At 63.7% G+C, this 12,917-nt stretch carries 12 protein-coding genes; 8 read left to right on the top strand and 4 right to left on the bottom strand.

Annotated features, from left to right (window positions below; genetic code table 11):
- Nucleotides 1–162: 162 nt before the first annotated feature.
- The 3 genes from DXZ73_RS00295 to DXZ73_RS00285 all read right to left on the bottom strand — a co-directional run bounded on the left by DXZ73_RS00295 (nucleotide 163) and on the right by DXZ73_RS00285 (nucleotide 3,826).
- The gene (locus tag DXZ73_RS00295; RefSeq protein WP_116209039.1) at nucleotides 163–1,437 is read right to left on the bottom strand and encodes a Tat pathway signal protein; all 1,275 of its coding nucleotides are present in this window, start codon (nucleotides 1,435–1,437) and stop codon (nucleotides 163–165) included.
- 96 nt (nucleotides 1,438–1,533) lie between these two features.
- Entirely contained in the window at nucleotides 1,534–3,411 is a 1,878-nt protein-coding gene (locus DXZ73_RS37740) for a hypothetical protein (protein WP_162889899.1), read from the bottom strand.
- Nucleotides 3,412–3,520: 109 nt separating this feature from the next.
- Entirely contained in the window at nucleotides 3,521–3,826 is a 306-nt protein-coding gene (locus tag DXZ73_RS00285; RefSeq protein ID WP_162889898.1) for a transposase family protein, read from the bottom strand.
- A gap of 158 nt (nucleotides 3,827–3,984) precedes the next feature.
- Here DXZ73_RS00285 and DXZ73_RS00280 point away from each other — a divergent pair, with 158 nt between their 5' ends.
- Together DXZ73_RS00280 and DXZ73_RS38960 are read left to right on the top strand one after the other, a co-directional pair.
- Complete coding sequence (locus DXZ73_RS00280) at nucleotides 3,985–5,067, top strand: ISAs1 family transposase (RefSeq protein ID WP_425315801.1); 1,083 nt, start codon at nucleotides 3,985–3,987, stop codon at nucleotides 5,065–5,067.
- Entirely contained in the window at nucleotides 5,031–5,180 is a 150-nt protein-coding gene (locus DXZ73_RS38960) for a hypothetical protein (protein WP_240351842.1), read from the top strand. The genes DXZ73_RS00280 and DXZ73_RS38960 overlap by 37 nt, the downstream gene beginning before the upstream one ends.
- Nucleotides 5,181–5,513: 333 nt before the next feature.
- Here DXZ73_RS38960 and DXZ73_RS39980 read toward each other — a convergent pair whose 3' ends face one another.
- On the bottom strand, nucleotides 5,514–5,708 hold the full coding sequence (locus DXZ73_RS39980) for a transposase (protein WP_162889897.1): 195 nt from the start codon (nucleotides 5,706–5,708) through the stop codon (nucleotides 5,514–5,516).
- 92 nt (nucleotides 5,709–5,800) lie between these two features.
- On the opposite strand from DXZ73_RS39980, the gene DXZ73_RS00270 reads away from it, so the two are divergent.
- The 6 genes from DXZ73_RS00270 to DXZ73_RS37735 all read left to right on the top strand — a co-directional run bounded on the left by DXZ73_RS00270 (nucleotide 5,801) and on the right by DXZ73_RS37735 (nucleotide 12,914).
- Complete coding sequence (locus DXZ73_RS00270; RefSeq protein WP_116215330.1) at nucleotides 5,801–6,001, top strand: transposase; 201 nt, start codon at nucleotides 5,801–5,803, stop codon at nucleotides 5,999–6,001.
- A gap of 1,263 nt (nucleotides 6,002–7,264) precedes the next feature.
- The gene (locus DXZ73_RS00265; protein ID WP_162889896.1) at nucleotides 7,265–7,552 is read left to right on the top strand and encodes a hypothetical protein; all 288 of its coding nucleotides are present in this window, start codon (nucleotides 7,265–7,267) and stop codon (nucleotides 7,550–7,552) included.
- Nucleotides 7,553–8,265: 713 nt separating this feature from the next.
- Nucleotides 8,266–9,249, top strand: a complete 984-nt coding sequence (locus tag DXZ73_RS00260) for an AMP-binding protein (RefSeq protein ID WP_338059101.1) — start codon at nucleotides 8,266–8,268, stop codon at nucleotides 9,247–9,249.
- Nucleotides 9,249–10,619 (top strand): aldehyde dehydrogenase family protein, encoded by a 1,371-nt coding sequence (locus DXZ73_RS00255; RefSeq protein WP_205519063.1) that lies wholly within the window; start codon nucleotides 9,249–9,251, stop codon nucleotides 10,617–10,619. The genes DXZ73_RS00260 and DXZ73_RS00255 overlap by 1 nt, the downstream gene beginning before the upstream one ends.
- Nucleotides 10,620–10,835: 216 nt before the next feature.
- Nucleotides 10,836–11,813 carry a UDP-N-acetylglucosamine 4,6-dehydratase (inverting) gene (pseB, locus tag DXZ73_RS00250; RefSeq protein WP_205519062.1) on the top strand — a complete coding sequence of 326 codons (978 nt, stop codon included), beginning with the start codon at nucleotides 10,836–10,838 and terminating at the stop codon, nucleotides 11,811–11,813.
- 87 nt (nucleotides 11,814–11,900) lie between these two features.
- Nucleotides 11,901–12,914 carry a hypothetical protein gene (locus DXZ73_RS37735; protein WP_162889895.1) on the top strand — a complete coding sequence of 338 codons (1,014 nt, stop codon included), beginning with the start codon at nucleotides 11,901–11,903 and terminating at the stop codon, nucleotides 12,912–12,914.
- Nucleotides 12,915–12,917 lie beyond the last annotated feature (3 nt).

Below are 12,917 nucleotides of genomic sequence, written 5' to 3'. Positions count from 1 at the left end.
GGGAAGATACAACGGCAGGCACGGGACATCCTCGTGATCATCTGGCTTAGTCACCACAATGATCACGAACCCCCGTGCCCGCACTGCTACCCGCCCCTACCCGCCCCTACCCGCCCCGATCGCCAACCACCCGCGCATCCACGGAACTTGACGGAGCCCTGCCTAAAGATAGGTCCAGTGCACCCAGCCGGCGCCGGTGCGTTTGGCGGTCACGGGATAAGGCTGGCGGTATGAAGGGTCCCCGGCCACGTCCTCGAGGTACTTCTTGTTCATGGGGTTTCTGCCGTAGGCTGACGAGACGTACCGTACGTCGCCGTCGCGTCCCGAGATCGCGGTGCGTAAATCGCCGAACACGACCTTGTCGCGCCGCGACCCACCGCCCATCTTGTCGAAGGCGCCGTGATCGAGGTTAATCCTCTGCCGCAGCTCCAGCGCACCAAGATCAACAGCCGGCTCTCGTGAAAAAACCGTTCCCCAGTCCGTGAGATAGGCCCTGGCCATCTTGTAGACCAGGTGCGGAACCCGCGCGACGCTGGTGTCGGCGTTGGTCGGGTCGTACTTCCCGTCACGGGTCGTGTTCCCGGCGACCGTCGCATGTCGTCCACGGCACGCGAACAGCCGATAGCCGTCGGGCTGAGGGGTGCCAGCGATTTTGGCGGGTTCCAGCGGGTTCGCGCGCCCGCTCAGGTAGCTGTCGGCAAGGTCTTTCCATCCCAGCTTGTTCAGCTTCCTCACATCCGGTTCGGCTGTGCTGATCCGTGCCATCTTCGCGTTGGGCTTGGGCACAAGTCCGGGGTCGAAGAGTCTGTCCAGGGATTCGCCGATGTGGTCCCAGGCGGTGATCCCAACGTAGTTGGTGACGTTCGGGGCCAGCTTGGTCATGATCGAGTACCACGTTCCGGGGCCAGGAACCGGATCGATCGCGAAAATGCGCACGGGGACGTCCTTCTTTGCCCCACCGTAGGCATACAGGAACCAGGCGGCCATCATGCATTCCACGGCGCCCCGACTGTGCCCGATGAAGTTATACGCCGTCGCATCGCTGGCGGCAGCCAGGTTCGCGCCATGCAGAGCAAGGGCGGCCGCCGACGTCCGACCGATGGCAGTGTCCATATTAACGCCAATATCAGACCGCCGATCGCCCCGCGAATACTGCTCAGTAGCCTCTTTGAGGCCCGGGGGAATCTTCAGCGGAGCATTCAAGGTAAGCGCTTCGCTGATATCTACGTTGCCCCAGTCGTTCGCTCCCACGCCGCGCACGATCACGCTGGGATTCGTGGCTTCCAAGCGGTCGCCGGAGATCTCCATGTGGATACGGACCGGGATATAGCCGGTTTCTTTGCTGTAGATCCGCTTGTCACTATCAGAGCGTGACTCCTCGCCCTCATCACGAGTGCACGATGTCCCGCTGAAGCACACGGTGTATGTTCTGTCCATTGATCGTCCTTTAATTATTCCGCGAAACGGCCAGGCGTCGGCTTCTGTTACTTCCCGCTCCTGTCGAACTGTCGAACGGATGAAAAGCGGGCTGCTTCAGGCCGGTACCAGCAGGTCGACCGCCGTTGTGGCGATTTCTTTTTCCTTGAGGGACACGTAAGCAATGTGGGTATCGGCGATGTTGAGTGCTAGGGCGTGGCCTTTGTTCGAATGGGTGAGACTGGCGGTGATATCTTTGAGGTCGATCCCGGAAAAGACGGCGGGTAAGTCGGCAACGGGGATATCGAGGGCGGTGAGGAGGGTGGCGACGGTGAGAGTGTCATCGGTGGTGGTGAAACTGCCGGTGAGTGTCCAGTAGGGATCGGCCCCGGTCCTGTATGTGAGATCGCCGACGAGGCTGAGCGTGAGGTCGGGTGTGCCCGGAAGGGCGAATTGGAGCTCGGCACCGGCTTCGAGATCGAGCTGGCTCCAGCCGGCCTCGGGCTTAGAGCGGGTTTGAGTGAGGTCGACCCGGACAGTGAGGTTCGCAGGGGTGGGCGCGCTCGTGTCGAATGCGGTGTCCAGCGTGAAACCGAATACACGTTGCAGGCTGCTGTTGGTGACGCTGATGCCGAGTGTGTTGATAGTGGTGGCGGGCAGCTGAAAGGGGAAGACTGTGAAGGAATTATTGAACCACTCGGTGAATTCAGCCAGAGGCAGGTTTTCGAGTTCACCACTGAAGGTCCAACTGATGTCGCCGCGATGACCCATCAGGCGGACTGTGGTGTCGGCGATTTTCAGACCTCCGGAAAAACCGGTGTAGGTCAGGGTGCTGCCGCTGCCGGCGACGTTCAGCGACAGGTCGGTGACGGCGAGATTGTCGTTGAGCCGCCACACAGGGTTCGTGCCGCCGAGCAGACACTCGAGACTGTATTCCTTGGCGGCGGGGTTGATCTGGATTTCCAGGGTGTTGTCGTCGGCACCGGTGAGGTCGAGTTCAGGTGGGCAGCCGCCGGTGAAGCCCTTGCCCTTGATGGAGCCAGGCAGCTTGAAGCGGCCAGATAGCCGAGTGCCATAACCGGGGGAATACCTGCCGTCCAGGACCACGGAGTAGCCGTCGACGGCACCGCGCACGGTGATGCCTGTCTCCAGGTTCTGCGGGCCGCTGAAAGTGACTTCCACGGCGTCGATTTCGATCATGTCGGCAAGTTTGACCAGCGGAGTTCCGGCGCTTCCCACCACGCCGACCGATACGGCGATCTGGTTGACCTTTTTGGTTCTGGTGTCGTATTGCACATCGAGATCAGTCACGGAAACCGGTAGATCTTTGACCCAGCCGCCAACGCCGTCGGGCCACTTCACCGTGCCAAGTTCCGTGCCGAACACTAATTCCGACAATTCCGATAGTCCGGCGGAGATCGGAATAGGCGCGAACTTGCCACGCAGCCTGTAGTTATCCTGGCCGACTTCTATGACATGGATACGGTTCGTTGCTGCTGTGCCTGCTACACCGGTTGTGCCGCGCCCACCGGTGGTGCCAGGCGTATCGAAGTGGAAGCAGGCACCAACGATAGGATCCTCGCGCCACGGCTGGGGGGCAAGCATAATAAGAGCTTCGGGATGGTGCACTTTCGGCGCTTCGGGATCGTGCACTTCCGGCGGTTTGAACACGCTTATGTCCGGGGTGCGCATTTGGGGACCGATTGCCAACTGGTCCCAGCGGCCGGCCAGATCGGCGTAGATGACCAATCCGATCACCTTTTCGTCCCGGTCAGAAACGAACTCCACTCTCACCCCCCGCTCGGCCTTGGCGAATTGCGCTGTACCCGAGACCGATAGGGAAGATCTGTCAAATTTGGCATCCCTAACCCGCCAGGTAGTGCCGAGATTTGCATCGGAGAACACCGCTCGCGATCTCGCCCCCAGCCCCAGAACCGCGTCGGACAGTTCCAGCGTTCCGCTGGATGCCTGCTTTTCGATGTCAGCTACCAGCATCACTATCTCCTTCGAGAAACGGGTCGGGCAAATTTTGAAGGTGTCGCATATGAATTGCGTGACAATGTCAACATGGGAAACTGACGACACAGTGAGGTTTTCTCAGCGTTCATGGTCGCCAGGCGTTGTTGAGGACGAGGGCGGCTTGGGTGATGGCGCCGATTCGGTTCGGGCTGAGGGTGACGTATTGCAGGGTGCGCCAGCGTTGTTTGAGCTCGGCCATGGCTCGCTCGGCGGGGAAGCGGAGACCGCGTAGCAGCTTGTTGTACGTCTGGTTGTCCGTGCCCAGCTCGCCGGGCAGGTCGGGATGTTTCCGGAAGGGAATCTGCAGACCGCCGCCGGCGCCGATGTATCCGATGTCAGCCAGGACCGGCAGACCGTCACGGACGGCGGGGTACAGCCAGGGCTCCGTCAAGTTCCGTGGATGCGCGGGTGGTTGGCGATCGGGGCGGGTAGGGGCGGGTAGGGGCGGGTAGCAGTGCGGGCACGGGGGTTCGTGATCATTGTGGTGACTAAGCCAGATGATCACGAGGATGTCCCGTGCCTGCCGTTGTATCTTCCCCTATCCCTTCCGTGCTGGAGAAGCTGGGTCCGCTGGATGCGGACCGGATCGCTGACCTGCGTCCTTATCTCGCATCGGTGCCCGACCCGCGCTCGCGCCGGGGCCGCTGGCACTCGCTGGTGTCGGTCCTGCTGGTGTGTGCCTGCGCGGTCGTGTCCGGCGCGAAGAGCCTGGACGAGACCGCCGAGTTCGGCGAGCGGGCCACGAACACCCTGCTGGCTTCCCTCGGGATGCGGCGTCATCTGCTCGGCTGGCGGCGCAGCCCGAAGCCGGTCACGATCGGGCGCGTCCTGATGGCGCTCGACGGCGACGCCCTGGACCAGGCCGTGGGCGCCTACCTGGCCGACCAGCACCGCAAGTTGGCGTGCGGGGACGCGTCGGCGACTCGTCCGCGGCGGGTCATCGCCGTGGACGGCAAGGCACTGAAGGGCTCGGCCCGCCTCGATACGCCGCGCCGTCACCTGCTCTCCGCGGTCACGCACCACCCCGTCGCCGCGCTCGCCCAGGTCGAGATCGGCGCGAAGACGAACGAGACGCGGCACTTCAAGCCCTTGCTCGCGCCGCTCGACCTGGCGGACACCGTGGTCACCTTCGACGCCCTGCACTCGGTGAAGGCCAACACCACCTGGCTGGTCGAGACGAAGAAGGCCCACTACATCGCGGTCATCAAGACCAACCAGCCCACCACGTACGCTCAGCCCGCCGCTCTTCCCTGGACGTGCATCAAGGTTCAGCACACGTCTTCCGTCACCGCCCACGGACGGCGCGAGTCCCGGTCGATCAAGACGTGCGCCCTCGCCGGCAACCTCGGCGAGATCGCCTTCCCGCATGCCCGGCTCGCCATCCGTGTCCACCGCCGCCGCAAGCCCACCGGCCGGACGGAGAGCCGCGAGAGCGTGTTCGCGGTCACCAGCTGGATACCCACCAGACCAGCCCGGCCGACCTCGCCGCTGCGATTCGCGGGCACTGGGGGATCGAGAATTCCTCCCACCACATCCGAGATGTCACCTTCGCCGAGGACGCCTCAACCGTCCACACCGACAGCGCACCCCGCGCCATGGCCAGCTTCCGTAACCTCGCCATCGGCGTCCTGAAGATCCTCGGAGCCGACAACATCGCCAAAACCACCCGCGCCATCCGCCACGAACCCGAACAAGCACTGGCCGTCCCGGGCATCACCAAAAACCCGGCCACTCACGGAACTTGAGCAAGCCCTGCTTGCGCATACCGCATGGTGCCGTCGTACCGCGACGATCACCACACGTCACGGCCCCGCGGACAACGCCAGTTCAACCGGAGTAACGCAGCATGAGGCGGTTTGAAGCCTCCCCCCGCAGGGCGGCTTCGAAGGGCCACGAAACCTTCATCTTCCACACAGCATCACTCTTGGCTGCTGCCCTACAGTCAGCTTCCTTTCGTGTTCAGGACACAATCCCCCGCGAAATACTGGGCCGCCCGGCGCAGGATCTCCCGCTCGAGTTCCCACTCCTTCTCGGCCTTGCGCAGCCGGCCGTTCTCCGCCCGCAGTCTCGCCAGCTCCTCATCCCGGCTCTCCGCCGCGGCTGTTGTCGCGGCCGACCATCTCGTCGGCCTGGCGCACCCAACTGCGCAGGGTCTCGCCGGTCACCCCGACGTCCGCCGCGACCGCGGCATACGTGCGCTTCCCGCCCGCGGCCCGGTACAGCGCCACCGCATCGTTCCTGAACTCCGCCGGATACGGAGACCTACGTCCCACCAGGACACCCTTCCTCGGATCCACAAGATCCATTGTCAGAGTGTCCACACCACCGGGTCGCCTCAATCCAGGTAGTGAGCAAGAAGAGCAACATGAGCAAGCGGTACACGGCCGAGTTCAAGCGGGACGCGGTCGCGCTGGCGCTGTCCTCGGAGGAGACGGTGACCGAGGTCGCCCGGGACCTGGGCGTGAGTCCGGAGGGCCTGCGGGGGCTGGGTAAAGCAGGCGAAGACCGACCGGGGCGAGGGACCGGCCGGTGCGCTGTCGACAACGGGGGAACCTCACCCCAGTAGCGTAGACACCCGCTGCCCAGGTACAGGGGGGAACTTCAGTTATAGAACCCCTCCGACAGGGCAGCTGTGGATGCATGACGGCATAAGCGTCGTGACGATCAGCCAGCTGCGGGGCGCAAGGAAGGGCAGTTGCCATAGCGTAGGTGCCACCGAAAGCAAAATAGTGGCGTGTGGACCGCATCTCGGCCACACAGCACCACCATCTGAAGGCAGCGTGACACACTCCCCAGGATCCGTCAACAGCGAACCGGAAAAGGAGCGAGCGTGCATCAGGCGTTCGCTCCTTTTGCCCCACGTGGATGCTCTCGCGTTTGAGGACGGTGTGCAGCCGCGGTGAGCCGTAGATTCCGCCAGGGTCCGTGTGGATCCGCGGATCCACAGGCGGCTCCGGATCATGGTGGCGCCGCTCGCACGGCTGCCGTACCGCGCAGCACCAGTGGCAGTAGACGAAGGAGGTGATGTGCGGTTCCCAGATGCGGGTGCTCATCGCGGAACGCGGTTCCCCGAGCCGGGCTGCGCGGCAGAAAAGTCCCCGAGGCCGCCCGCAGGGCCCACGGGGGGTGCACACTCAAGCCGACGGCGTGCCGCTGGGTCTGGGTCTTGACACGGTGGTGCGGTACACCCGCACCGCATCCCCCCGCAAGTCCAGCAGGTGCGCCCTCAGTTGACATGTCCAGCTGCCACGTGCACGTAGGTGAACCCAGAGGGTCTGACTGTGACAGGGGATGGACGTAGGCAGTGGACAGCGATTGAGCACTCATGCTCGTGAAGTGTTGCCCCGGACAGAGGGTTCCTGGGCTGGGTAACTCTCCGGGAGGGGCCAAGGGCTGCGGTACAGCGCGCGTTCAGGGCTGTGTTCCAGGAGCTGTGTGCCTGCGGCGGGCGCCTTCAGGAGAGCTCTGCATGTCTGACCGCCCTGGCCAGGTGTTTCTGCCGGGAAGCGGGATGCACTGCAACTTTCGTCGTATCACGGTTCAGCGTAAGGCGGAGGCAGAATCGACCCCCGGGATGATCTTGAAACCGGCCGTAGCCCCCAAGAATGGAAGAGCACCCGCCGGGCAAATCGGCGGGGCTGGCTGGGACGGGAGGTCCTGTGTCGGGCGCCGGAAGTCTGTAATGGCTGACTGCCCGTCACCATGCGCACGGCCGCCTGCTGGAGGGCGTTTGCGGAGCGGATCGGCGGAGAGCAGGAGTCCGGTCTGGCCTCACCGGTGCAGGAGGCTCTGGCCAGCAAATCTGGTGCACCACCTGAGAGGCGGAATCATGAACCGAGTGCGCGCAGGCGCGCTATGCGTGCTCGGCGGTTTGGGCATGTCGTACGTTTTCGAGGCCGCTGCCCTGGCCGTCTTGGCCAAGTCCGCTGCCGACGGCCAAGGAGAGCTGAACTTCACTCCGGTTGTCGTGCTGGTGATCCTCGCCCTGCTCGGCTGGGCAGTGAAATTGTTCGGCGTAGCTCTGCTCGGCAAAGAGACGGTGCGCACCATCCGGGCCAAAGGGTGGAGAGCAGTACCGAAGGAGCTGTGGCAGATCATCCGGACCGGCTCCTCGTGATCTGCGCGCCCTGGGTGAAAAGCCTGCAGATCGGGCCAGAACACTAAGTAGCGGTGGGCTGAGCTCGTAGGCAGCGGTCTGTGTGGATGATCTGGCCCGACAGGCGCGCGCCGCAAGTGATTACGTGGTTGCCGACCAGGCCCCAGCCCACCGGACAACCGTCTGCGCCTGGTTCGTTGAGAACACCGGATGCGTTGAGCTGCGCCTGACCGGGCTGCCCTCGACGAGCTGCCGTGCACCCACCTCAAGAGGTCATGTCCGCGCGGCCAGCGGTACCTCGGCCGACGGCCTCACTCACGGAACGAGACGCTTCTGCGGAATCCAGAATTCCAGCTCCACATCGTGGTGCGCCAGCTTCGCTGCCCAGCACGCCCGCCACACAATTTAGGGCAGGTAGCTCATCACTCTCAGTGCTGCATGCATGTGAGGTGCCCAGGCGGTGCTTCATTAGCGAAGGCTTAGAGTTTTGTAAAGTTCGGATCCAATACTGTGCCATCCCTCTTGAACCAAGGGCCGCCGTATTCAGTCCGCTCTTTGTGCAGGCATCAGCATACGCTGATGTGTTTTACCGAAAAAAGATACGAGCGAATTAGGGTGCGATGTCTTCACCGATTCTCGATATTACGACGGATCCGTCCCGGATCGATCCTGATGAGTATGTGCGCGAGCTCATGCAGTGGCACTTCCGCCCCGAGACCGGCTGCTCGTTCTGGTTGCGCCGCGCGGCCCGACTCGGCTTTGATCCACTCACCGATGTCAACGGCGTCGCTGACCTTGCGAAGTTCCCCAATTTCATCGACGAGTTCCGCGACACTGCGATCGAGGACCTGATTCCGCGCGGTCTCGGGCAGAGTCAGCAGATCGCCGGGATCTACGAAAGCAGTGGCACCACGGGACCGCCCAAGCGGTTCGTCATGTTCGAGGAGTGGCTCGAGGGGTTCCTCTCCTGGTGGGGTGACCGGCTGGACGAGATCGTCGCGGAGACGGGACCGCTCAACTCACTGGCTATCGTGCCGTCCGGTCCTCATATGTTCGGTGAGGTGACGACACGCTGGGCCCGCCGCTGCGGGGGCGTTAAGTTCACCGTGGACCTCGATCCCCGTTGGGTGAAGGTCCTCATTTCCCAGGGACGAACGGGGGATGCGGACGCGTACGCCGAGCACATCGTCGACCAGGCGGCACACATCCTGCGAACCCAGGACGTCGGGGTCCTGGCCACCACCCCTGCACTGCTGGAGCGCCTCGCACGCCACGCGGACCTGGTGGACCTCATCAACAAGTCGGTACGAGCGATCATCTGGTCCGGGGCGCAGATGGACGCGGACACCCGGGAACTGCTCCGCTCGCAGGTTTTCCCCGGCATCCCGCTGCTCGGCATCTACGGGAGCACCACCATCCTCGGAGGCGCGAAAGAGCGCCACGACGAGGAATTCGACGGGAACCCTGTCAGTGATCCCTTCTCGCCGTACATCTTCTTCCGCGTCGTCGACCCGGAGACGGGCGAAGAGGTCGGGTTCGGCCAGCGCGGGCAGGTCGTGATGAGCCATCTCACGAAATACGCCCTGCTGCCGAACAATCTGGAGCGCGACATGGCGACCCGGATCAAGCCGCCGGAAGGTGTGATCGGCTCCTCAGTGGCCGGAGTCGGCCCCGTGTCCACATTCGGGGGCACCCCGGTGATCGAAGGGGTGTACTGATGGCAGAGCTGGTGCATGTTGACGCGCTCGGCGCCGACGGCATCTACCGCACTCGCCGGCGCATGGACCTGACCAGCGTGTCCGGTGAGAAGATCGGCGAGATCGGCCTGGTCTCCCCTCTGTACGTGCGGCGTACGGTGGCCGCCATGCGTGAAGCGCCGGTCCCGAGCGCAACCGACCGCATCGCGATGCTGGACAAGGCTGCCGACATCTATCTGACCGGCACCATCGCAGACATGAACGCGGACCAGTACGCCCACCTGGTCTCGGTTGCCTCAGGGGTGCCGCTGTCTGTCGTCCGGGGATCGATCGCCGGGGTCGCCGACGCCTTGCGAGCGCTGCGCCATACCGCCGGGCTCGCGATGCCGATGGGGGCAGCTGCCTGCTGGGACGACCCCAGGACGGAGAGCGGCTCGGCGGTATGGACCCGCAAGGGTGATGTGTTCGCGGTGCATGCCTCCGGCAATACCCCAGGCGTGCACGGGCTGTGGCCGGAGGCGCTAGCGCTGGGCTACAAGGTGGCGGTGCGGCCCTCGAACCGTGAGCCTTTCACCGCATTCCGGCTGATCTCGGCCCTGCGGGAAGCAGGTTTCAGCGATGACAGCGTTGCACTGCTGCCCACCGATTACGAGACGGCGGATGTGATCATCGCCGAGGCGGACTACGCCATGGTCTATGGCGGCCAGGACGTGGTCGACAAGTACGCCGGCAATCCGCGGGTACTGCCGCAGGGCCCCGGCCGGTCCAAGATCCTGGTCACCAAGGACGTCGACTGGCGCGACAAGGTCAGCCTGATCGCCGACGCGGTGAGCTACCTCGGCGGTACTGCATGCGTGTGCACCACCTCGGTGCTCATCGAAGGTGATCCCGCTCCGCTCGCGGAAGCACTGGCGGACAGGCTCTCCCAGATACCGAGCCTCGCAGCTGAAGATCCGGCGGCGGTCCTGACAGTCCAGCCGTGCGAACAGGCCGAAAAGATCGACCAGTATCTGCACACGGTCGCCGAGGGAACCCGCCCATGGCTCGGAGGGGACTCCATCGTCGACGAACTGCCCGCCGGCGGGGCCGTCCTGCGACCCGCCGTACACGAAGTCCGGTCGCCGGACGCCTCCCAGCTCAACGTCGAACTGCCGTTTCCCTGCGTATGGGTGGGACCGTGGGCACCGGAGGACGGGATCGCCCCGCTGAAGCGGTCCCTGGTCGTGACCGCGATGACCGAAGACCGGCAGCTGATCGAGGACCTGCTGCGCGAGCCGAGCATCACCAATGTGTACCTCGGCGACACCCCGACGACCTTGATGCTGCCCGGAGTTCCACACGACGGATACCTCGGGGAGTTCCTCATGCGGACCAAGGCAGTGATCCGGTAGCCCCGCGAGGGGCACGTGTCCGTGTGGCCGGGCCGGAGCAGGTCTCCAGCCAGCCTACGGGCAGAGCGCTGCGGCATCTGGTGCGCCGGGCGCGGGAACCGCCAGCGTACTCATCCCGCATTCCTGAAAGTGATGTCACGTTTTCGGCGTGGTCACAGACATATCCGCCCTGGTCTCGTCAGTGCGGAACAATGAAAATTTCGAGCCGAGGTAAAATTGTCAACGAATGAATTCGCCGACAGTGTCATCTTGATCACCGGAGGGACGGGGTCCCTGGGGAAAAAGTTTATCGAGCATGCGCTGGCAAAGCTGGGGCCGCGTTCGGTTATCGTATATTCCCGCGATGAGCTCAAGCAGTTCGAGCTGCGAGAACACTTCGGCCGGGATCCGCGGCTGAGGTGGATGATCGGAGACATCCGGGACCGTGAGCGGCTGTGCAAGGCCATGCACGGTGTCGACTTCGTGGTCCACGCCGCAGCGCTCAAGCAGGTCGACACGGCCGAGGTGAATGCGTACGAATACGTGCGCACCAACGTGACCGGTTCGCAGAATGTGATCGACGCAGCCGTTGGTGCTGGGGTTCGCAAGGTGGTCGCCCTGTCCACGGACAAGGCGTCCAGTCCGGTCAATCTCTACGGTGCCAGCAAGCTGTGTGCGGACAAGCTGTTCACCTCGGCCAATCTGGATTCGCGCAACCAGGCGACCAAATTCAGCGTGGTGCGTTACGGTAATGTGCTGGGCAGCCGGGGTTCAGTGATCCCGTTCTTCCGCAGGCTGGCAGCCGAGGAAAAGTCGCTGCCGATCACTGACAAGCGGATGACCAGGTTCTGGATTACGCTTGACCAGGCAGTGGAATTCATTGTCAGCTCGTTCAGCTCTATGCAGGGTTCCGAGCTCTTCGTCCCGAGAATCCCAAGCATGCGAGTCGTCGACCTGGTAGAGGCCATTGCGCCGGGAGCAGCCACTCATGAGGTGGGCCTGCGGCCGGGGGAAAAGCTCCACGAGGAGATGATTTCCACGGTCGACGCTGTCCGGACGTTCAAACGCGGCGACCGTTACATCATGCTGCCGCAGTCCGGCCTGCTCGACGGAGATATGCCGACGGACGGCCGCCTGCCGGACGGGTTCAATTACCAGTCCGACACCAACGACCAGTGGCTGTCGGTGGCAGATATCCAAGAACTCATCGCCTGACGCCCGCAACGGCGAATTTGAGCACTCATTTCGTACATCTTTTTCCGGACAAGGAGATCCGTTCAGTTGACTTGCGAAGAGATCGACATGAATCAGCGCATTGAAATCTACAAGGCAGCCTCCTCGCGGGCAGCTGACCGGCTGGCGCAGAGCCAGCGCCCCGACGGCTCGCTGCCGTCATCCCGCGAGGTGATCGAGTCCTCCTACAAGGGAATCTGGGCACTGCAGTGCGCCGGTAAGACAACCGAAGCTGCGCGGCTTGCGACCTACGTGCGCTCACATCTCGCCGCTGACGGCGATGTGCCCTCGCCCCGTCAGGAACCTTACTTCCTCGACATCCACTACCTGTACGCCAACGGCTACCTGGCTATCGGGACGCACCTGCTCGGCCAGTTCGACCTGTCCGAACGATTCATGTCCTTCATCGCCACCATGCAGAACCCGGCCCATGGCGGGTTCCGCTCGGTGGGCCCGCGGGCCAGCGACGGGCACTGCGACACCGTCTCGACCAGCATCAGCGGGCTCGCCGCGCTGTTCCACGGGAAGCAGGACGTAGCCCTGGCCGCGGCCGATTTCATTGCTGACCTGTGGAATTGCCAGCCCGGCCGCACATCGGTGTTCTACACCTCGGCTACCGCCGAGGGCGAACTGCTGACCACATACGATGCCCACCACCTGAACGTCCAGAAGCCAGGACAGGACTGGTGGTTCCTGGGAGCCCCGGCCGTGTTCCTGACTGCGCTCTACGAGAAGACCGGCGATACCAGGCACCTCGCACTGGCGCACGACCTGATGACCTACATGGTGCAGTCGTGCAACCCGGATGCACTCCTGCACCCGTCATGCGGCAAGGTAGGACTGAGCGCCGCAATGCTGTTCCGCCTCACGGGCGAGTGCCACTACGCGGAACTCGCTGTCCAGATCGCCGATCTGATTGTGCACAACCAGGACCCCCAGGGCGTATGGACGCGGGACAAGTGGTTCCACGGCACCGACTGGGACAGCACGACCGACCTGATCTGGTACGACCTGGATATGTCGCTCGAGTACGTGCTGTGGCTCGACCTCATCGCCCGCGAGCTGGCCAGCGCGGGTGCGTGACGG

This window comes from Streptoverticillium olivoreticuli subsp. olivoreticuli, assembly GCF_003391135.1.
GTDB lineage: Bacteria > Actinomycetota > Actinomycetes > Streptomycetales > Streptomycetaceae > Streptomyces > Streptomyces blastmyceticus.
Note: the sequence above shows the minus strand (reverse complement) of the source record. Positions and strands in the feature narration are given on the sequence as shown.

What these genes read in the sequence shown, in the direction of transcription:
- DXZ73_RS00265 (WP_162889896.1), top strand. Translation starts at nt 7,265, where the DNA reads ATGAACCGAGTGCGCGCAGGCGCGCTATGCGTGCTCGGCGGTTTGGGC.
- DXZ73_RS37740 (WP_162889899.1), bottom strand. Translation starts at nt 3,411, where the DNA reads ATGCTGGTAGCTGACATCGAAAAGCAGGCATCCAGCGGAACGCTGGAA.
- DXZ73_RS38960 (WP_240351842.1), top strand. Translation starts at nt 5,031, where the DNA reads ATGGCCAGCTTCCGTAACCTCGCCATCGGCGTCCTGAAGATCCTCGGA.
- DXZ73_RS00270 (WP_116215330.1), top strand. Translation starts at nt 5,801, where the DNA reads ATGAGCAAGCGGTACACGGCCGAGTTCAAGCGGGACGCGGTCGCGCTG.
- DXZ73_RS00295 (WP_116209039.1), bottom strand. Translation starts at nt 1,437, where the DNA reads ATGGACAGAACATACACCGTGTGCTTCAGCGGGACATCGTGCACTCGT.
- DXZ73_RS00255 (WP_205519063.1), top strand. Translation starts at nt 9,249, where the DNA reads ATGGCAGAGCTGGTGCATGTTGACGCGCTCGGCGCCGACGGCATCTAC.
- DXZ73_RS37735 (WP_162889895.1), top strand. Translation starts at nt 11,901, where the DNA reads ATGAATCAGCGCATTGAAATCTACAAGGCAGCCTCCTCGCGGGCAGCT.